Origin of the sequence: Bartonella sp. AS69XJJH (assembly GCF_042195585.1) — a bacterium.
Classification (GTDB): Bacteria; Pseudomonadota; Alphaproteobacteria; order Rhizobiales; family Rhizobiaceae; genus Bartonella.
Window position 1 is genome coordinate 81,682 of the sequence record NZ_JBHIOO010000008.1, and the last position, 20,343, is coordinate 102,024.

Sequence of the window (20,343 nt, forward strand, 5' to 3'; positions counted from 1 at the left end):
TTAATCCTCTAATTATTTATGGAGTTATATGATGCGGCTGTAAAGTATAGTCCGCTCATTTTTGGAGAGGAGATGATGCAAAATGACAAATAATTTAGCAGATATTAAACTATATGATTCAAATCCCGATGAAGCAGCAGTAGAACGACTTAGCCGTCGTTTAGCTTTGGTGATGAAAAAGCAGGATGCGGCGCTTGTTGCCACGTCGGATCCAAAAGAGTTAGAACGTGTTGAAAAATGGGTTCAAGATGTTTTAGAAGCTGATGAGAAGAGTGCAAAAATGGCTGTTTCAAAAGTGGCTGAGATGATGTCTGGAGATCGCAGAAAAAGTCGTATGACTTTCTATTATTTGGTAGCCAAACAATTAAATGCACTTCATAAAATTTAAACAATATTAAATTTGTGATAATGATAAAAAAAGCCCAATTTCTTGGGCTTTTTCGTTGATAAAAAGGTTTAATGTTTTTCATCCTCTTGGAGGTATCCCCCTTTACGCATACTCGGGACAAAGAGAAGAGCAATGAATGCCATGATCATCACAACGGTTATATAAAAATAAAAGAGTGATTCATGACCGTACTTTTTTAATCCAAGTGCAACGTATTCAGCAGAACCACCAAATAAGGCGTTACCAATGGCATGAGAGATGCTAACGCCTAATGCGCGTATTGAAGAGGGAAACATTGCTGATTTTACGACACCAGAGATGGATGTATACATGCTCATAATGAACAGCAAGCCAATAATGACGGATAAGGCAACCCATATACTATGCGTATTACCGATTATCCAGAGTCCAGGAAATGTAAAGATGGCAGAGAGTATACTCCAAATGATAAGTAAAGTTTTTGTTCCAATTTTATCGGCTATGATACCCGCTATGGGTTGGAATAGGATGAAAATAAATAGTACAGCCGTCATAATCGTTGTTGCGGTCTGTTTATCAAAGCCGGTGGTTGTGATCAGATATTTTTGCATATAAGTCGTAAAGGTGTAAAATGTGAGTGATCCTCCTGATGCAAAGCATGCAATTACGACAACGGCTTTTGTATGCTTGGTGAGAAGTTCCTTAAGACTGCCAGAGTGTTTGTGAGAGCGGCTTTCTTTCGTGGTTGTTTCGTGGAGAGAACGACGCAGATAAATCGCAATTACTGCCCCAAATCCACCAATTACAAAAGGAATGCGCCATCCCCATGCTTTTAACTGATCTTCAGAGAGATAAGATGCTAGAATAAATATAATGAAGCTGGCAAGAAGTTGACCTGTAATAAGGGTGGCAGATTGGAAAGAAGCAAAAAGCCCACGATGTTTTTTGAGGGCAACTTCGCTCATATAAGTGGCTGCTGTACCATATTCACCCCCCGCTGAAAGTCCTTGCATCATCCGAGCTAAAAGTAAAAGGATTGCTGAGGTTATTCCTAAGGTTTCATAGGTGGGAAGTATGGCGATGAAAAAAGAGCCACCACACATCATAAAAATGGATATAAGCATCGAGCGTTTACGTCCATAACGATCGGCGATAAATCCTAAAAACCAAGCTCCAATAGGGCGCATAAGAAAGCCAATAAAAAAAACACCCGCGGTTTTTAACAGTGGAGTAATTGTGTCACCATCGGAGGGAAAGAATTGTGATGCAAAATAAATTGATGCAAATGAGTAAACGTAAAAATCATACCATTCTACGAGATTTCCTGATGCGCTTGCTATAATAGCAAAAACACGTTTTCTTGCATCCTGTGATGCTGAAGTTGTTTCATTTTTCATGAATTGTTCCCCTTTTGGATTTATAGTCCATATTTTCTAAACATAATTGTTTATGATTTCCAGAAAAATCCAATTGTATTATAATAATTTCTTAGGGAAATTCTTTAAGATGATTTCTTAGAGTTATGTTGTCATTCGTTTTAAGATTTTTACTTGTGTTATAGAATAAAAAGTTATCACCTTCTATTTAAAGGAAGAGAACATTGAAAAGTAGATCAAGATGCCTTTAAACTTTATGAGAAGAATGGAATTATTGGAATAATATCGGAAGATCATAGAAGAGATGGTCTTTATGAGCGGAAAGTCAAAAAACTGAAGACATTTCATAAAGCTTAAATAATGTAAAAGGGGATTTTTGTGTCCTTACTTATCTTGTTGTATCATAACACATCATCATTTAGGAGGGTGAGGTAAGGCTCAGATAAGGTGTTTTTAGATATCGTGATAAATATTTAGGGTAGGGCTTGCCTATAGAATCTGATCCAGTAGATTACATAAAGAAGGCAGTAACTATAGACAATTTAAGAGAAATTGAGTTGTTTGTAAGACGAGTGCGGGGCGGACTTTCGTTCTTTATTAGGGTGGAGAGGAGATCAAAAAAAAACCCAATTTCTTGGGCTTTTTTATTCAGAAAATAAGTTTAATGAAGTCTATCGTCCTTATCGAGATATCCTCCTTTATCTATATCGGGCATAAGAAGAATAGAGATGAGTGCAATGACCATCATACCAACTATGTAAAAAAAGAAAACAGATTCGTATCCTATATTTTTTAATCCAAGCGCTACATATTCAGCAGAACCGCCAAAGAGTGCGTTGCCAATGGCAAAAGCAAATCCAACGCCAATTGCTCGGATTGAAGCAGGGAACAATTCTGCTTTTATGATACCAGCAATGGACGTATAAAAACTCATAACACAGAGTATTCCAATGATGATTAAGAGTGCTGTCCATGCATTATGGGCACTCCCAATCATTTTAAGTACAGGAATGGTGCAGATAATGGATAATACCCCCCAACTAATGAGTGAAGCTCTTGCTCCAATTTTATCGGCTAGGGAACCAAAAAGGGGTTGGAGGAGCACAAAAATAAAGAGGGCGGCAGTCATTATCGTTGTTGCGGTTTGTTTATCAAAGCCCGTGGTTGTGATCAGATATTTTTGCATATAAGTGGTGTATGTATAAAATGTGAGTGATCCACCAGCTGTAAAGCCAACAACCAAAAAGAAAGCTTTTTTATGATTGCGAAAAAGTTCTCGAAGACTACCAGCATGTTGTTCAGAGCGGCTTTTGTGGGTTGTTGTTTCATGGAGCAAACTACGCAGATAAATTGCAACGATTGCTCCAAAGCCACCAATGACAAAAGGAATACGCCATCCCCACGTTTTTAACTGATCTTCAGTAAGGTAAAGAGCTAAAATAAATATTATAAAACTTGCGAGAAGTTGACCTGAGATTGTTGTTGCATACTGAAAAGAAGCAAAGAGCCCGCGACGATTTTGGGGTGCAACTTCGCTCATATAAGTTGCTGCTGTACCATATTCACCGCCAACGGAAAGTCCTTGAAACATACGGACTAAAAGGAGAAGAAATGCTGCTGTTATTCCCAAGGTTTTATAAGTGGGAAGTATGGCAATGAGAAAAGAGCCACCACACATCATAAAAACAGAAATAAGCATTGAGCGTTTGCGTCCATAACGATCAGCAATGTATCCAAAGAGCCATGCTCCAATTGGACGCATAAGAAAGCCAATAAAAAATATTCCTGCTGTTTTTAACAGTTGTGTGACGATATCTTCGTCTTCAGGAAAAAATTGTGATGCAAAATAAACCGATGCAAAGGAGTAAGCATAAAAGTCGTACCATTCTACCAGATTTCCTGATGCGCTGGATATGATAGCAAAAATACGTTTCCTTGTATCATGTGGGTCCAAAGTTGTTTTATTATTCATGAAGTATTCCCCTTTTAGATTTATAACTTTTCTTCTTTTTAAAGCTATTTACGATGTGCATTATAAAAGCGCCATTGTATTATGATAATTTTTTAGGGAAACATAAAGTTTTTTTCGAGAGCTATCAGTACTGTTTTGGGCTCATGGTGTTGTTATATTGCGTAAATCATACGCTTTTGACCATCTTGAAGGAAATATTGTTTTTTGTTTGATTGTGAATTATTTACATATGCAGAGTGTTTATGAAGATATGATACTCTTTAGTTTATATGCTTGATGTTATTGACTATTATATGCGAAGTTGGTGTATCAGTTAAAATACTTTTTATGAACCATCTTAAATGTCAAGGGGGGGAGTGCAATATTAAGAGTTCGTCAATAGTATAATGATAGCGGCTTGCACTTTTATTAAGTGTAAAGAGGGTGGTATGCATGTTTATACTTTACGGGGCTTTTACGTTATGTCATTCACGGGTACCGTTGTGAAATGGAGTTGGGTGCATTGAGAAATGTTTCTCAAAAAAGTGTGCTAATCCATAATATAATGGTATTTCTATTTTTCATGAAAGGATTTGTTTTGCATGAGGGGTACTATTAAGAACGTATTAAACAAAATCATGAGTGTAATCTTTATTATTGATAAAATTTCTTAAAAGATAATCACGTTTCTTCGACTTTGAGTGGAAATGGGAATATTAAAATAAATCAAACATTTTTTATCTTCAGTGAATTAAATTCAGCAAAAGAAATATTTATTACATCATAATATGAAGCCATTTATTTTTATAAGCGGCATATGCAGGGGAGAAAATTTCTTCTTTAGAGTGTTTAAAGGGATAAAAAATTGTGAGCTTTAAACTTCTATCGAAAAGAATATAAAAAAGCCCAGAGTACTGGGCTTTTTTATTAAATCCTTTTTTATTAACACTAAAAGTTAATGAATATCGTCTCCTTGTAAATACCCCTTTTTGCGAGCATCTGGCATTAAGAGAATTGCGATGAAGGCAATGATCATCATGCCGGTTATATAAAAATAGAAGATAGATTCATATCCAATATCTTTTAATCCAAGCGCTACAGCTTCGGCAGAACCACCAAAGAGTGCATTGGCAATAGCATAAGAGAGTCCAACACCTATTGCTCGCACTGAAGCGGGAAACATTTCCGATTTTACAATGCCTGAGATGGATGTGTAAAAGCTCATAATGCATAGCATTCCAATAATGACTGATAAAGCAATCCATGTACTATCAGTATTACCAATCACATTAAGTCCAGGAATGGTAAAGATAATAGATAAGACACTCCAAATAAGAAGTGAAGTTCTTGTTCCAATTTTATCTGCGAGAGAACCAAAGAGGGGTTGGAGTAACATGAAAACAAAGAGTGCGGCAGTCATCACAGTTGTGGCTGTATGTTTATCAAAGCCGGTGGTTGTGATCAGATATTTCTGCATGTAAGTCGTATAGGTGTAGAATGTGAGTGATCCTCCAGCGGTAAAGCCGATAACTAGAAAAAAAGCTTTTCGGTGGTTGCCCAGAAGTCCCCTAATACTACCAGCTTGTGCACTAGAACGACTTTCTTTGGTCGTTGTCTCATGGAGTGTACGGCGGAGATAAATTGCAACTATTGCGCCACATCCACCAATGGCAAAAGGAATACGCCAGCCCCACGCTTTTAGTTGATCTTCGTTGAGATAAAGTGCCAGAATGAATATAACGAGGCTGGCTAGGAGTTGACCACCAATCAGTGTGGTATATTGAAAAGAGCTAAAAAATCCACGGCGGTTTTTGAGGGCGATTTCGCTCATATAAGTTGCTGTTGTACCATATTCGCCACCGACAGAAAGTCCCTGAAGCATTCGGAGTAAAAGTAAAAGAACTGCTGCTGTTACTCCAATGGTTTCATAGGTAGGAAGTAGGGCGATTAAGAACGAACCACCACACATCATAAAAACAGAGATAAGCATTGAGCGTTTGCGGCCATAACGATCAGCAATGTATCCAAAGAGCCATCCTCCGATTGGGCGCATAAGAAAACCAATAGCAAAGACACCAGCAGCCTTTAAAAGTTGCGCAACGACATCGCCATCTGAGGGAAAGAATTGTGATGCAAAGTAAATGGACGTAAAGGAATAAACATAAAAGTCATACCATTCTACTAGATTACCTGATGCACTGGACACAATAGCCCAGATACGTTTTCTTGTATCATGCGGTGCTAAAGATTCTTGTTTTTCCATAGTCGATCCCTTTATTTTATGTTCATCCATCTTTGTTCATTTATGTCATTTTCTTAGAAGCTGTCTATAGTATTTTATCTTTTGCATCAAAATTTTAGTCAGATCATGATAATTTCTTGTGTAAGATGCTTTCGGAAAAAGATTTGAATTATGTTTGTACGGATTTTACAGTTTTTATTTTCTATTTTCTATAATGAGAAGAATCGGACATAATAGCCCTATGAAATCATATCTTGCTCTTTTATCTCATGTTTTAAATCAGGGTATTGATCGGACAGATCGAACGGGTGTTGGAACGCGATCTATCTTTGGGTATCAGATGCGCTTTGATTTACAAGCAGGATTTCCATTGTTGACAACAAAGAAACTACACTTACGTTCAATTATTTATGAGCTTTTGTGGTTTCTTAAAGGCGATACAAATATCGCATGGTTGAAAGAGCATGGTGTATCGATTTGGGACGAATGGGCTGATGAAAAGGGAAATCTTGGTCCTGTTTATGGTTATCAGTGGCGTTCTTGGCCTGCTCCTGATGGACGCCATATTGATCAAATTAACAATCTTTTAACGATGATTAAGGAAACGCCAGATTCTCGTCGCTTGATTGTATCAGCTTGGAATCCTGCATTAATAGAGGAAATGGCTTTGCCTCCGTGTCATTGTCTTTTTCAATTTTACATTGCGGAGGGTAAATTATCTTGTCAACTGTATCAGCGTTCAGCGGATATTTTCTTAGGTGTTCCATTCAATATTGCATCCTACGCATTGCTAACGATGATGATTGCGCAAGTAAGCGGTCTTAAAGTAGGCGATTTTATTCATACTCTGGGAGATGCTCATCTTTATTCTAATCATTTTGAACAGGCAAAATATCAATTGTCTCGTATACCAAATGCTTTGCCTTGTATGCGCATAAATCCAGCGGTAACAGATCTTTTTTCTTTTCAATTTGAGGATTTTGAGTTGCTTAATTATGAAGCACAGCCCCATATTAAAGCACCGGTAGCAATATGACGATTTCCATTTGTTTAATTGCTGCTGTTGCAGAAAATGGTGTTATCGGTCGTGGAGGTGCAATGCCTTGGCATTTATTGACAGATTTGCAACGCTTTAAAGCTTTGACGTTGGGTAAGCCCATTATTATGGGAAGAAAAACTTGGGATTCTATTGGGCGACCTTTACCAGGGCGTACAAATATCGTCATTACGCGTGATTGCACCTTTTGTGCTGGGGGGGCTGTTGTTGCTCACTCTTTATCGCAAGCTTGTTCTCTTGCAACAAGCGTTGCTTCTCAAAATGATGTAGAGGAAATTTTTATTATTGGTGGTGGTGAAATTTTTCAACAAGGGTTGCATATGGCTGATAAAATATTTCTTACAGAAGTTTTAGCTTCTATAGAAGGTGATAGTTTTTTTCCTGTTTTTGATAAAGAAAAGTGGACTATTGTGCAAACACAAGATATTCCAGAAGGGGATAAAGATAGTCATCCTACACGTTTTGTTGTTTATGAGCGGAAATAATTTTTTGTAATATGAAGTGGAAGGGGTTATCAGTTGTATTGTAATGAGGTAAGAGACACCCTATAAGATCAAGCAAATGGTTGGTGTTCGAGTAGTGGTAATCAGTTAAAGAGGTGATAATGCCCTGGACAAATCAAAATGGTGGTGGCCCATGGAGTGGCAATAAAAACAGTGGTGACAAAAAGAAACCAGCTAAGAATCTCTTTGGTTCTGGTGGCAATAATGGTGGTGATAATAGTCCCAATCTTGATGATATTTTGCGCAAAGGGCAGGATCAGTTTAAACAATTTGGGAGAAGTAGTCTTTCTGTTTTATTCCTTCTGCTTATTGCGTTTTTTTGGCTATATCAGTCATTTTATATTGTTCAGCAAAATGAACAAGCGGTGGAGTTGCGCTTTGGCATCCCTAAAGAAGGCATTATTGGTGATGGGTTGCATTTTCATTTTTGGCCAATTGAGACCTATATGAAAGTACCTTTAACGGAAAAAACAATCGCGATTGGTGGGAAGCCCGGTCAGGCGCAACAAAGTGATGGCTTAATGCTTTCAAGTGATCAGAACATTGTTAATGTTAATTTTTCCGTTTACTATCGTATTTCACACCCTAGTCAGTTTTTATTCAATGTGAATGATCAAGAAGGAACAGTTCGCCAAGTTGCTGAGAGTGCAATGCGTGAAGTCATTGGTTCGCGGCCGGTTGATGATGTCTTACGTGACAAGAAAGAAGAAGTTGCTAATGACGTTAGAAAGATTATTCAGTTGACTGTAGATAAATATCAACTTGGTGTTGAAATAAGCCGTGTGTCTATCAGTGAAGCTGCTCCTCCAACAAAGGTTGCTGCTGCGTTTAATTCTGTTCAGCAGGCGGAGCAGGAACGTGGAAGAATGATTGAAGAGGGAAATCGTGTGCGTTTTACGAAAATTGGTTTAGCAAATGGTGAAGCTTCACGCACACGAGAAATCGCAAAAGGTGAAAAGGCACAAATGGTCGAAGAGGCAACAGGGCGTGCGGAGCGTTTTCAGGCGATAGCTCGTGAGGCTGCTATTTCACCAGAAGCTGCTCGCTACCGTCTCTATATGGAAACGATGGGGCGTATTCTTTCTTCACCAAATAAGTTGGTTTTTGATCAGGCAAATTCTCCAGCGGTGCCTTATTTACCTTTGAACGAATTGTTGCGTAGCAATTCATCAGAAAAATTGAAGGCAACATCAGCGCGTCCTGCATCGCTTTCGGATTCTAGCATTTCTGGAGGATATTAATTATGCAGCAATCTCGTTTTTTGTTTGTTTTTAGTGCTATAGTGTTTGTTTTGATGATTTTGTGGATGTCCGTTTTTATCGTCTATCCTCGTCAACAAGTAGCAATTAAGCGTTTTGGACAAATTGTTCAGGTAGAATCTAATCCTGGAATCTATTTCAAGGCACCTTTTATAGATAAGATCATCATTGTTGATAATCGGTTGTTGCGTTACGATGTTCCTACACAATCTGTACAGGTTCGTGGTGGTGCGTATTATGAGGTGGATGCGTTCTTTATTTACCGTATTACAGATCCTAAGTTGTTTTTACAGCGCATTGCTTCTGGGCGTCCACAAATTGCGGCACGTGAAAATCTTGCACCGCGGTTTATTGACGCTTTGCGTGCTGTTTATGGCAAGCGAGAATTTAAAGCAGCCTTATCGGATGAACGAGGCGCGATGATGGCTGAAGTACAGAAGCAGTTTTCTGTAGATGCAGGTTCGTTGGGTATTAACATTGTTGATGTGCGTATTCGTAAAACCGATTTGACGGATGCTGTTTCAGAAGATGTTTATCGGCAAATGGCAGCTGAACGTGAAGCTGCTGCGGAAAATATTCGTGCTCGTGGTCAGCAGGAGCGAGATCGTATTGTGGCAGAAGCTAATCGTGAATATGAAGAAATCGTAGCAGCTGCAAAGCGTGATGCTGAAATTACTCGTGGTGAAGGTCAGGCTGAAAGTATTCGTCTTTTATTGAATGCGAGGGAGGCTAATCCATCTTTTTACGATTTTTGGTTGGCGATGGAACAATACAAGAATTTAGAGCGTACTCCGATGGTGATTTCACCAAATGAGGATTTCTTTTTCTATTTTCGTAATCCGCCGCAGGCAAATAAAGCATTCTTACCGACAATGAATACAGGCCTCAGTAAAACGGATTCAAAATCGGGAGAGAATAGATAAAATAATGGATTGCAGATACGAGATTTTGCATGAAAAGAATGATCTGTGACCATTTTCTTTTATGATAAAAGTCGTAGAGAGTATCGAGCCGTGCTGGTTTTACATAGATAAATTTAGTGGGGCTCTTTGCCGCTTTGGTTAAAGGCATGTCATGGATAGAAGTGTCGTGAGTAAAAATACGTTTTTAAAGTTTTTTATCACAAGAGTTGTTTTTTGTGTGACTTTGTTTCTATCAGGATCAGTGAGTTTGTCTTGGGGCGCAGAGACAAGCAAGGAATTGCTTTCTATTCCTGATTTAGCTTCTGAGCTTTTGGAAACAGTTGTGAATATTTCCACGGCACAGACTGTTGAAGGAACCGAACAGGATGAAAATACCTCGGTACCCGTTATCCCAAAAGATTCATTGCTGGAGGAATATTTTAGTGATTTTTTTACACCCAAAGATGGTCAAAAAGATAGTCAATTTCAAAAGGTGCGTTCTTTAGGGTCTGGTTTTGTGATTGATGCGCAAAAAGGGATTATTGTTACAAATTATCATGTTATTGTTGATGCTGATGATATTGAAGTTAATTTTACGGATGGTACAAAACTAAAGGCAAAGCTTCTTGGAAAGGATAGCAAAACTGATTTGGCGTTGCTTCAAGTCGATGCAGGAAGTAAAAAATTAAAAGCTGTGCGTTTTGGTGATTCTGAAAAAGCACGCATTGGTGACTGGGTTATGGCTATTGGAAACCCTTATGGTTTTGGTGGAAGTGTGACGGTTGGTATTATTTCTGCACGTAACCGTGATCTTAATGCTGGTCCCTATGATAATTTTATTCAAACAGATGCAGCAATTAATCGGGGCAATTCTGGTGGTCCGTTATTTGATAGAAATGGTGAAGTCATTGGCATTAATACAGCAATTGTTTCACCTTCTGGAGGATCTATCGGTATTGGATTTGCTATTCCATCGGATATGGCCCTTTCTGTTATTAATCAATTGCGTGATTTTGGAGAAATAAGACGTGGTTGGTTGGCTATTCGTATTCAGCCGGTAACAAAGGATATTGCAAAAAGTTTAAAATTGGACAATGCTGTAGGGGCATTGGTGGCTGGTAAAATAGAACAGACGGAAGAAAATAATGTAGATAATAGCCAGTTGCAAACTGGAGATGTCATTCTTTACTTTGGAAATTCCAAAATTAAGCATGCACGTGATTTGCCGCGTTTAGTTGCAGAAAGTTCAGAAGGAAAAGTGGTGGATGTTACTGTTTTACGTAATGGGCAAGAAAAAACAGTAAAAGTTAAGCTTGGACGTTTGATTGAAACAGATCCAAATGAAGATACAGAAGAAGAAGTTGATGATAAAAAAAGTCAAGATCTGTCGAAAAACGTGACAATGCAATTTATGGGAATGACGTTATCTGAACTGACAGAGGATTTGCGTCATCGTTATTCAATTTCAGATAAACTTCGAGGACTAGTGGTGACATCTGTTGCACAAAATAGCGCAGCGGATAAAAAGCGTATTCGAGTTGGTGAAGTGATTGTTGATATCAATCAGAGTGCTATCACAACAATTGATGAGGCTAAAAAACGTATTCATAAATTACGTGAAGCTGGACGCAAAAATGCTCTATTTATTGTAGCGCGTCCAGATGGAGAGTTGCGGTTCGTAACGCTCCTAATGGATTGATGCTTAAGAAATTAATTTTTTGTTTTTTATCAGCCTTAGTATATGGGATATTCTGTAGCTCAGCCATGTGGTGTCCCATATTTCTCAAGCTCATTTAACGACAGAGAGCATGGACTGTATAACATAAAATCCATTGGGCAGCTCTATTTTTGCGTTAAATAAAAGTACAAGTTGGTACCATCATAGATTTGCTAGATTTCAACCTTGCAACAGCTTAGGCTTTGAAATGCTGTATGAGAGATCTATGTTTTGTGTTTAAGTCAATTATTATTATAAATAATGTTTTATCTAGTGAGACTTTTAGCACTTTGTGATTGTGTTTTGTGTGCTATAGAGAAGGTTTTTTCACTTCAGTTTGAAAAAAGTGATCCAGAGAAAAATCATATTAGACTAAATTAGTTATATATATTTATACTTTTCTTGGTGATGGATGAAAAAATAGTTATAAAAAAAGTGTGAAAAAGACAATTTCTGAATCTCCTATTATAAATCAGAATAATATGCTGTTTTTATAGGAAAAAATAAAGCTGTTTGATTGTATAGGTTAAGCTCAGTATTATTTTCATAAATGATGACAAAGAATATGTTTGTTTTTAATGGACTAACGGACAGAATGATCATGGCTGTAGTTTATTATTGAACTAGGATAGCAAAAATGCTTGGAAATTCCTTTGGTGTTGTTATTAAGTCCATTTTTTCTTTTTTATAAGTTTCATAAGAGGCTTGGTTTTAAGAAGAATTTGTATTCGTATTTTTGTTTAAAGTGTTCACTCTATGATAACGAAGATAAAATACAGGGGCTTTAGGAGATGTCATGCATGTTGCAATAAGTTATTGATAGGGAGAAATTGCTATTTATGAAGCAGAGAACAGTTACATTAATAGCGGGACCAACGGCAAGTGGGAAGTCAGAACTTGCCTTGCAAATGGCTCAAGAAAAAAATGCTCTCATTATTAATACTGATTCAATGCAGGTTTATGATGTTTTAAATATTTTAACGGCACGGCCGAGGGAGGATGATACTGCGATTGTTCCACATTATCTTTATGGTCATGTGAGTCCTACTTTGAATTATTCAGTAGGGCAATGGTTGTGTGATGTCGAGAAGCTATTGGCTACTTTTTCTTTAAGATCAGTTATTTTTGTTGGTGGAACAGGACTTTATTTTCGTGCTCTTTTAGAGGGGATTTCGGAAATCCCTCATGTTCCAGATGTTGTGCGGCAGAAGTGGCGTTTGCTGCTTGATAAAGAGGGCGTTGCAAATCTTTATCGCCAGTTGTTGAAGATTGATGCTGTTGTTGCTGAAAAAATTTCTTCGCACGATAGACAGCGTATTGTCCGTGCTTTGGAAGTTTATGATGCAACCGGTAAGACGCTCAGTTGGTGGCAGAAACAAAAAACAACACCTCTTATTGCGCCGAATTTGACCGAAAAAATTCTTCTCATGCCACCACGTCCTCTGCTTTATGAACGTATTCATAAACGCTTGGATTCTATGATTGAAAGAGGAGCTTTAGAAGAAGTGATGATCATGAAGAATCTTATGCTTTCCCCTTCATTACCAGCAATGAAGGCTATTGGTATACCTGAATTTATGGCTTATTTGGATGGATATAGAAGCTTTGAGAATGCTCTTGAAGCGGTGAAAATACAAACGAGGAGATATGCAAAAAGACAAATGACATGGTTTCGTAATCAATTTGATGAAGAATGGATACTTACTTTTTGATAAAAGAGCTAGAGTTTTGCAAAGAAACTTATCGAAAGATAAAAGATAATTCGTGAAAATTTTTTTTTAGAAAATATAATTTTTTATTGACGAATGGTATCAATGGAATTAGAAATCTTTCTACAAGGAATTTTTTTATATATTTTATACGTTGGAATAATGGGGGGTGATCATACAGTATGTGTTGTGTAATGGGCTCCTTTGGGGTCTTTTTTTATGGGCTCCGTTAGGGGCTTTTTTATTGTCCTATAAAGTAGGTGAGTGGGAAAAATGAGAAATGATCCAAGAAAGCAAGAGAGTGCAGATGGAAAAATAATGTCGGGGGCTGAAATAGTGGTTCAGGCTCTTATAGATCAAGGGGTTAAACATATTTTTGGTTATCCTGGTGGGGCTGTTTTGCCTATTTTTGATGTTCTTTATCATCAAGATATACTCCAGCATATTTTGGTGCGCCATGAACAAGCCGCAGGGCATGCGGCTGAAGGCTATGCACGCAGCACAGGGAAGGTAGGGGTTATGCTTGTGACTTCTGGTCCAGGGGCAACGAATGCTGTTACACCTTTGCAGGATGCACTTATGGATTCTATACCTCTTGTTTGTTTTTCTGGACAGGTGTCAACAACGGTGATTGGAACAAATGCTTTTCAAGAGGCTGATACAGTTGGAATTACAAAGCCTTGTACGAAGCGTAATTGGCTGGTTAAAAATGTCAATGATCTTGCAGCTATTATTCATGAAGCTTTTTCTCTTGCTCAATCAGGTCGTCCTGGGCCGGTTTTGATTGATATTCCTAAGGATGTTCAATTTGCTTCAGGATTTTATAGAGCTCCTCAAGTTCAGGAATCTTTACATTCTTCTCTACCGTTGAAAGGGAATACTAAGGCTATTGAATCGGCCGTTTCTCTTTTAGTTGAGGCAAAACGTCCTATTATTTATTCTGGTGGTGGTGTAATTTCATCGGGGATGAAAGCTATACAGATTTTACGTAATTTGGTTCAATTGGGGGATTTTCCGATTACTTCAACATTAATGGGACTTGGTGCTTATCCTGCTTCCGGTAAAAATTGGCTTGGAATGCTTGGAATGCATGGAACCTATGAGGCTAATATGGCTATGCATGATTGTGATGTCATGTTAGCTGTTGGAGCACGATTTGATGATCGTATCACGGGGCGATTGGATGCATTTGCACCTCATGCGCGTATTATTCATATTGATATTGATCCTTCTTCCATCAATAAAATTGTAAAAGCAGAAGTTCCAATTATTGGTGATGTGGCTTGTGTTTTGGCAGATATGACGCAACTCTTAAAGATACAGCAACCAGCGTTTAACATTGAAGTTCGTGAGGCGTGGTGGAAGCAAATTAATCGCTGGAAAGCTCGTAATTCATTGGCATATATGAAAAAAAAAGATGTTATCATGCCACAATATGCTCTTGAACGGTTGTATGCTCTTACCAAAGATGCGAGCGCTTATATCACAACGGATGTCGGACAGCATCAGATGTGGGCAGCACAATATTATCATTTTGATGAACCAAAACATTGGATGACTTCTGGTGGGTTGGGAACGATGGGTTATGGTCTTCCGGCGGCTATCGGTGTTCAAATAGCACATCCTGATGCGCTTGTTGTGTGTATTTCTGGAGATGCTTCAATTCAGATGAATATTCAAGAGCTTGCAACGGCAATTCAGCATAATACGCCAGTGAAAATTTTTATTTTAAATAATCAGTATATGGGTATGGTTCGTCAATGGCAGCAGTTGTTGCATGGCAACCGTCTTTCTCATTCTTATACCGAATCTATGCCTGATTTTGTAAAATTGGCACAAGCTTATGGAGCGGTGGGAATTCATTGTTCAAAACCCGATGAACTTGATGATAAAATTCAGCAGATGATTGACTGTGATAAGCCTGTTCTTTTTGATTGTCGTGTTTATCATTTAGAAAACTGTTTTCCTATGATCCCATCGGGATGCGCCCATAATGAGATGTTATTACCTGATGAGGCAAGCGAGGAAGCTATTGCAAATGCTGTTTCCTCCGAGGGAAAGATTCTTGTATAAAATGAATGTGTTAACAAAATAGAGAAGGATGGTGATGATGAAGTCTTTGGAGTCTTCATCTCTTTCTCTTCTTTGCGAAGAGTTCCTATTATCCTTAGAGCTCATTTTATGATTTTCATTCTTTGTTTAAAGACATGGGGCTTTGTTTAAATACATGGGGTGTATTATTATTTGTTCATCTAAAAAATGTTATAAGTCGTGTGGCCAATTATATTTGAATTTATTTGTACGCGATGTTTGTTTTTTTAATTCATATGTTCGCATTAATAGCTATTTCGTTGCATTTTTTAGATAATACATTGAATTATCTGTTATAAATTAATTATGTTGTCTCATATATGAAAGATTCCATCGTGCAAGAAAAAAAGTCACTGTGCTTGAAGGGTGCAACCATGCAAACCGTCATACTTGTGAAAACAATAGAAGAGTTTGTCACTATGTTTTGGTTTCGCATTATGAAATTACTCCACATCGCTCTTTCAAGGGCTTAATAGGAAAAGCCCCCTAGCGGCTTAAAAGGAAGGGCAAAATAACAAAGATCAAGTGCAGCCATAGAAAATCAATTGGACACCATAGCTTATAGTTAGGTAGTAACCTCACCTGATTATGCGAGAGAAATCTATACATATAAAATGTGTCGTCAATCTATATATATATAATACTCAACATTATACCATTATCAGGGCATTAACATTGAAAATCAAAGACTCTTTCTTTTATTTGTTCTACATATCTATGATTCCATAAATCTGCAGACACAAATACTCTTTGAATCCACCGCATTGGATTTTTATAACGATCAAATGATCCAGAAAATTTATCTCTAGAGTGTAGAGCCATTCTGTTATCAATGTATAATAATCTTCTTGGTTGTACATCAATTCCAAAAGATACAGCCTTAATAGCTTCATAAAAATGATCTAAAGCGTCCTTGGCTTTTTTTGACTGTGGTTCCTAACATGCCCAGATAAAAAACAGCGCTGATATCTGGGAATTCACCGTCTCCTTGAACTAGGGGGCACTTTACTTGTAGAGGTCACTCCATTTTTCTCCTCTATAGGGAACATTAATTATATATAAATTATCCCTTAAGCTACTCAAATCTTCCTCACTTAAAAGTTTTAAAGCTAGACGTGCATCAGATATTCTCGTTAACGGGCCATCAACATCATTGCGAACACCAGTTAAAAGTATCCCTTTAGGAGATAAATTTAAACCTTTTATAAATTTTAGTGCAGCATTTTCTATATGAAAATCTAACTCAACTTCAGATCCTAATCCTGTATAATCCTTTTTATTATCCTCTAAAGGAACTAGGTTATTTACTATATGTTCGGCTTCAAACTTAATTGAATACGGCTCTCCGATTAATAAAGAAAACATCATAATTAAATTTTCGCTTATATAACCGCTTTTACAAGACGCATCTAGATTATAAGGATTAGGTGACGTATTAATTTTTCTATCAATTGGAAGTTTTTCAAAGATTAAATATGGTCTAGGGGGAATAGACATCTTTTACTTCATAAGAATTGCCAATATTCTATATGTCCGCAGCGAAAATGCTGTTTTTTTAGCTCAACTGAATATTCAATACCACCCGTATGGATCATAAATAACATGGTCTAAAGCCTCCCAAAGGTTGTCTCTTTCGCCATTGCTCAACTCAAAAGTATTTTCATTTATCATTATAGTTTCCTCCCCAATTATATTCCCCTACTTTTTTATTAAGAAAAGTGAAAAAACAATCATTAAAATCAGCCATGTTAGTAAATAAGTGTCTGTAAAATCTTGGATTAATCCAAATAATGATGGCGCAGTAATAATTGCGATTTGATTTACAGATATTGCTAAACCCAGCAAAAAGCCAACGCTTTCGTTCGGCTTAAGAGTCTACAATATAAGCAACCCAAGGGCCATACCATCCTAATCCAAAAAAAACTAACCAAGCAGATAAAATAGTTAAATAAATTATGGATCCACTCATGCCAAAAATTAATATTAAAAATCCAAAAACGACTGCAATCATGCAAAACAAGACAGGAAAAAATCGTCCTTTTTTACAATGATCACTCCACGCTGCTAAAATAATTCTTCCTAAGGCACCAGAAGCCTGTGAAACAAAAAACAAATAAGCACTTTTATCTAGAGGCAGGTGATAGATTCTATAAAAATAAATCGTTATAAAAATGGTTAAAACATATTGAGAACGATCACAAGTGAAACGCCTGAAAAATAATATTCTTCATATGCGGCGCAGCCAACATCGCAAGACGAGACCTTACATTTGCATAGAACGAAACTTTTGCCTTGCTTTTGGGAACGATAGCGACAACTTTTGCTGGTGTGTGATAAAAAATAATAAATATACATTCCCCTAAAAAAGAAACTATGGCACCGACCAAAAACGCACCTTGTATGCCATAGACAAGCGGTACTAGCAGGAAGAACCATTCCAGCTAATGCCTCACCTAATGGTCGCCTGCCTTATTCCCATTGCAAATCCGCGCTGCGATTGTGGAAACCATGAAGAAATAGATTTAGCGCCACTGGGTTAAGCAGAACTATAAAATCCCTCTACAATGAGCAAACAAACCAAAAGGGAAATATAGTTATCTGCGATTGCTCCCAATAAAAGAGCGATAGAAACGCCGAGTGCGCCCAACCTCAACAATATAGCGCTCGTTGAACTTGTCTAGTAATTCGCCAGCTACAAGTAACCCATTAATAGGTAGGAATTGCGCTGCTGAAGACAGCAAACCTATCTGAGAGTCACTCAGCGAGAAATCCTTCTTAAAAAAATTCAGCTAAAGGACCAATCCCTTGAACAAAGAAACAGGCTGATGCTTGAGCGATAGTGGCAACAAGCAATACAATCCATCTATAATAAATTTTTTTCTATAAATTGATGATTGCTCACTCAGCCCCCTACAATGAAAGTGCTCTTGTAGCCTTTTTTAATAATGCTTGCAACAATAAATGAGGTATTTTATGCGGGTGACATAAAAATTTGTTAATATGATTGGTATTCATATGCAAGCTAAGGAATATGCTTAATTTAAGGAAATAAGCTATTATGTGTCGTGCAAATTTGATACGCTAGCGATATAAGATAAATTTTACAAACATTAGCTCAATCGGCATTAAGCGCTCTTCATAAAAGATGCTATATTTTGGCAAGCTTTTTCCATATAATTCTCAAAGCTTTCTTCAGTCACATAGCCCAAGTGCGGTGTGCAAAGAACTCTCTCTGATTGCAATAATTTGCTCTCATATACTGGCTCGCTGTCATAAACATCCAGTGCAAAGTAAGTTGAATTTTTCAAACTTAGTATTTTTTCTATCGCCCCTTTTTCAACCAAAGCTGAACGCGCTGTGTTGACAAAAATAGCATGAGGTTTCATGCTCAATAGATCCTCTAATTGAATGATTTCTCTGGTTTTATCACTTAAACGTAAATGGACGGATATAATGTCAGGATGTGTAAAAAATTCATCTTTTGAATGCGTAAAATGATAACCTAAACTTTTTGCTTCTTGCGTTGAACGCTCGCTCCCATAAACCAAAATGGACATGCCAAAAGCTTGAGCATATTGAGCAACCATTTTACCAATACGCCCAAACCCGAATATTCCAAGAGTGGCCCCTTTCATTTGGTTGCCAAATGTTGTTTGCCATCGTCCTTTTTTCATATCAGACACAGATTTACAGAGTTTTCTACGCGCAGACATAATTAAAAGCCAGGCAAATTCAGCAGCAGAAGTTGGATCTCCTCCACCGTCTAATATTTCAATTCCTAAGTCTCTACAAGCTTCTAAGTCAATATGTGAACCTATAGGGCCTGTTTGGCGAATACAGTACAAATAAAATCAAATAATTATGCTTAATGTAAGGGATTGGGCGGTTATTGATTCTATTACGTTTTTTTGCTCCTATCCCTAACTTTTTTGGAGCTTTTTTATCGATTCAAGAGCAAGTTTTTTACGATCTGCACTCTTTGTATAAAGAGATGCCATGTTGTCGTCTGTCCATCCAAAAAGTGCTTTCAATTGTGAAACTGTTGCACCGGAATTAGCGGCGCGTGTTGCTGCTAATTTTCTCAAACCATGTGCTGATTTTTTTATATCCGCTTCATTGCATGCTTTGTAAAATAAAACCCCGAAGCTTTCTTTGGGTATTTTGTTTCCACGTCTACCACAAATGAATGTTTCATTTCCAATAGGACCAATTTTAAGGGTTTCGGCTAGTTCAGGCAAAATTGGTAGAAAAACATCTGTTTGGAATTTACTTTTCTCTGTCTTAAGATGAATGATATTATCTTTCACATCTTTCCAACCAATTCGTACGGCATCACCACGACGCAAACCCGTGTAAAGAAGAACATCAATCCAGACACGTTCATGGGTTCCTAAAGCCCATTTTTGATAATATTTCTCAACATCTTCTTCTGTCCAAACAGGAAATCCCTCTTTATTTTTAAGTGGAGGTTTTTTAACGCCTAAAGTTGGATTACTTTCCAAAAGTCCTTGATCAATCGCCCAATTAAAAAGCCCATTAAGTGCCTTCAGAAAATTCCTAGCCATTGCTGGTGTTTCTTTACGCCTCTCAACACCGGCTATGATATGTTTTTTCTCGATTGCTTGATATGGAATATTTCCTATTGCATCGCACACCTTTATAAGAATGAGTTGATTTTGTTTCTTTGTAGCTTTAGCAAGGTTATGCCAATTGGAGCTGTTAAAGTATTGTTTAAGTAGCCATGCAAATGACCCTTCAACAAGTTTACCAGTTTTTGATTTAGGAAGTATAAGCCCTTGTAACTCGGCAAGTGCGCTTTTGTAGTTATCAACAAACTCTTGCGTTCCATAGGTGCCGCGTATTCTAATACGTGGTCCATGACCAATACGTACATACCATATAATTTTACCATGGCGTGTGACTTCTTTGACAAGATGAGGAGGGCGTGGTTTAGGCATAATCAATTTTACATCTTAGAGAGCGCGATTTCGTAATATTCATTCTTTGACAAATCTAAAAGTTTGTCTGGATGCGCTGCTGAATTTGGTAGTGGAATATCGGATTTGAGATAGATAAGCAGTTCACCGGTAGGTTTGATTTCTACGAGTTCACAACCTTGTTTTTTAGCTTCTCTTAAAGCGCGTGCAATGGCTGGTTGCGTTATAGCAG

The 20,343-nt window shown here is 37.6% G+C and carries 17 protein-coding genes; 8 read left to right on the top strand and 9 right to left on the bottom strand.

What is annotated here, in order from left to right:
• Positions 1-82 precede the first annotated feature (82 nt).
• The gene (locus tag ACFIK6_RS05590) at positions 83-388 is read left to right on the top strand and encodes a DUF2853 family protein (RefSeq protein WP_375677453.1); all 306 of its coding nucleotides are present in this window, start codon (positions 83-85) and stop codon (positions 386-388) included.
• 68 nt (positions 389-456) lie between these two features.
• On the opposite strand, the gene ACFIK6_RS05595 is transcribed toward ACFIK6_RS05590, so the two are convergent.
• The 3 genes from ACFIK6_RS05595 to ACFIK6_RS05605 form a co-directional block, all read right to left on the bottom strand.
• Entirely contained in the window at positions 457-1,764 is a 1,308-nt protein-coding gene (locus tag ACFIK6_RS05595; protein WP_375677454.1) for an MFS transporter, read from the bottom strand.
• A 640-nt stretch (positions 1,765-2,404) separates the two neighbouring features.
• Positions 2,405-3,715 carry an MFS family transporter gene (locus ACFIK6_RS05600; RefSeq protein ID WP_375642123.1) on the bottom strand — a complete coding sequence of 437 codons (1,311 nt, stop codon included), beginning with the start codon at positions 3,713-3,715 and terminating at the stop codon, positions 2,405-2,407.
• A 934-nt stretch (positions 3,716-4,649) separates the two neighbouring features.
• Positions 4,650-5,957: an MFS family transporter gene (locus ACFIK6_RS05605; RefSeq protein WP_375642124.1), complete on the bottom strand. Its 1,308-nt coding sequence runs from the start codon at positions 5,955-5,957 to the stop codon at positions 4,650-4,652.
• Positions 5,958-6,177: 220 nt separating this feature from the next.
• Between ACFIK6_RS05605 and ACFIK6_RS05610 the strand changes: the two genes are divergently transcribed.
• The 7 genes from ACFIK6_RS05610 (at position 6,178) to ACFIK6_RS05640 (ending at position 15,156) form a co-directional block, all read left to right on the top strand.
• A complete protein-coding gene (locus ACFIK6_RS05610; protein ID WP_273722957.1) occupies positions 6,178-6,972 on the top strand; it encodes a thymidylate synthase in 795 nt (264 codons plus the stop codon).
• Positions 6,969-7,478 carry a dihydrofolate reductase gene (locus tag ACFIK6_RS05615; protein ID WP_375677455.1) on the top strand — a complete coding sequence of 170 codons (510 nt, stop codon included), beginning with the start codon at positions 6,969-6,971 and terminating at the stop codon, positions 7,476-7,478. The genes ACFIK6_RS05610 and ACFIK6_RS05615 overlap by 4 nt, the downstream gene beginning before the upstream one ends.
• Positions 7,479-7,597: 119 nt before the next feature.
• Positions 7,598-8,737 (top strand): FtsH protease activity modulator HflK, encoded by a 1,140-nt coding sequence (gene hflK / locus ACFIK6_RS05620; protein ID WP_375677456.1) that lies wholly within the window; start codon positions 7,598-7,600, stop codon positions 8,735-8,737.
• Between the two features lie 2 nt (positions 8,738-8,739).
• A complete protein-coding gene (gene hflC / locus ACFIK6_RS05625) occupies positions 8,740-9,678 on the top strand; it encodes a protease modulator HflC (RefSeq protein ID WP_375677457.1) in 939 nt (312 codons plus the stop codon).
• Positions 9,679-9,829: 151 nt separating this feature from the next.
• A complete protein-coding gene (locus tag ACFIK6_RS05630; protein ID WP_375642128.1) occupies positions 9,830-11,356 on the top strand; it encodes a Do family serine endopeptidase in 1,527 nt (508 codons plus the stop codon).
• 857 nt (positions 11,357-12,213) lie between these two features.
• On the top strand, positions 12,214-13,086 hold the full coding sequence (miaA, locus tag ACFIK6_RS05635; protein WP_375642129.1) for a tRNA (adenosine(37)-N6)-dimethylallyltransferase MiaA: 873 nt from the start codon (positions 12,214-12,216) through the stop codon (positions 13,084-13,086).
• A gap of 270 nt (positions 13,087-13,356) precedes the next feature.
• Complete coding sequence (locus ACFIK6_RS05640; RefSeq protein ID WP_375642130.1) at positions 13,357-15,156, top strand: acetolactate synthase 3 large subunit; 1,800 nt, start codon at positions 13,357-13,359, stop codon at positions 15,154-15,156.
• A 1,023-nt stretch (positions 15,157-16,179) separates the two neighbouring features.
• On the opposite strand, the gene ACFIK6_RS05645 is transcribed toward ACFIK6_RS05640, so the two are convergent.
• The 6 genes from ACFIK6_RS05645 to ACFIK6_RS05670 all read right to left on the bottom strand — a co-directional run bounded on the left by ACFIK6_RS05645 (position 16,180) and on the right by ACFIK6_RS05670 (position 20,338).
• The gene (locus ACFIK6_RS05645) at positions 16,180-16,671 is read right to left on the bottom strand and encodes a hypothetical protein (RefSeq protein WP_375642131.1); all 492 of its coding nucleotides are present in this window, start codon (positions 16,669-16,671) and stop codon (positions 16,180-16,182) included.
• Positions 16,672-17,041: 370 nt separating this feature from the next.
• Entirely contained in the window at positions 17,042-17,287 is a 246-nt protein-coding gene (locus ACFIK6_RS05650) for a hypothetical protein (RefSeq protein ID WP_375642132.1), read from the bottom strand.
• Between the two features lie 82 nt (positions 17,288-17,369).
• Positions 17,370-17,561: a hypothetical protein gene (locus ACFIK6_RS05655; RefSeq protein WP_375642133.1), complete on the bottom strand. Its 192-nt coding sequence runs from the start codon at positions 17,559-17,561 to the stop codon at positions 17,370-17,372.
• 738 nt (positions 17,562-18,299) lie between these two features.
• Positions 18,300-19,019, bottom strand: a complete 720-nt coding sequence (locus ACFIK6_RS05660; protein ID WP_375642134.1) for a D-2-hydroxyacid dehydrogenase family protein — start codon at positions 19,017-19,019, stop codon at positions 18,300-18,302.
• Between the two features lie 75 nt (positions 19,020-19,094).
• Entirely contained in the window at positions 19,095-20,132 is a 1,038-nt protein-coding gene (locus tag ACFIK6_RS05665; protein WP_375642135.1) for a tyrosine-type recombinase/integrase, read from the bottom strand.
• An 8-nt stretch (positions 20,133-20,140) separates the two neighbouring features.
• Positions 20,141-20,338: a hypothetical protein gene (locus ACFIK6_RS05670; RefSeq protein ID WP_375677458.1), complete on the bottom strand. Its 198-nt coding sequence runs from the start codon at positions 20,336-20,338 to the stop codon at positions 20,141-20,143.
• Positions 20,339-20,343 lie beyond the last annotated feature (5 nt).

Coding starts and splice junctions, on each gene's coding strand:
- ACFIK6_RS05590 (WP_375677453.1), top strand. CDS start 83: ATGACAAATAATTTAGCAGATATTAAACTATATGATTCAAATCCCGAT.
- ACFIK6_RS05595 (WP_375677454.1), bottom strand. CDS start 1,764: ATGAAAAATGAAACAACTTCAGCATCACAGGATGCAAGAAAACGTGTT.
- ACFIK6_RS05600 (WP_375642123.1), bottom strand. CDS start 3,715: ATGAATAATAAAACAACTTTGGACCCACATGATACAAGGAAACGTATT.
- ACFIK6_RS05605 (WP_375642124.1), bottom strand. CDS start 5,957: ATGGAAAAACAAGAATCTTTAGCACCGCATGATACAAGAAAACGTATC.
- ACFIK6_RS05610 (WP_273722957.1), top strand. CDS start 6,178: ATGAAATCATATCTTGCTCTTTTATCTCATGTTTTAAATCAGGGTATT.
- ACFIK6_RS05615 (WP_375677455.1), top strand. CDS start 6,969: ATGACGATTTCCATTTGTTTAATTGCTGCTGTTGCAGAAAATGGTGTT.
- hflK (WP_375677456.1), top strand. CDS start 7,598: ATGCCCTGGACAAATCAAAATGGTGGTGGCCCATGGAGTGGCAATAAA.
- hflC (WP_375677457.1), top strand. CDS start 8,740: ATGCAGCAATCTCGTTTTTTGTTTGTTTTTAGTGCTATAGTGTTTGTT.
- ACFIK6_RS05630 (WP_375642128.1), top strand. CDS start 9,830: ATGGATAGAAGTGTCGTGAGTAAAAATACGTTTTTAAAGTTTTTTATC.
- miaA (WP_375642129.1), top strand. CDS start 12,214: ATGAAGCAGAGAACAGTTACATTAATAGCGGGACCAACGGCAAGTGGG.
- ACFIK6_RS05640 (WP_375642130.1), top strand. CDS start 13,357: ATGAGAAATGATCCAAGAAAGCAAGAGAGTGCAGATGGAAAAATAATG.
- ACFIK6_RS05645 (WP_375642131.1), bottom strand. CDS start 16,671: ATGTCTATTCCCCCTAGACCATATTTAATCTTTGAAAAACTTCCAATT.
- ACFIK6_RS05665 (WP_375642135.1), bottom strand. CDS start 20,132: ATGCCTAAACCACGCCCTCCTCATCTTGTCAAAGAAGTCACACGCCAT.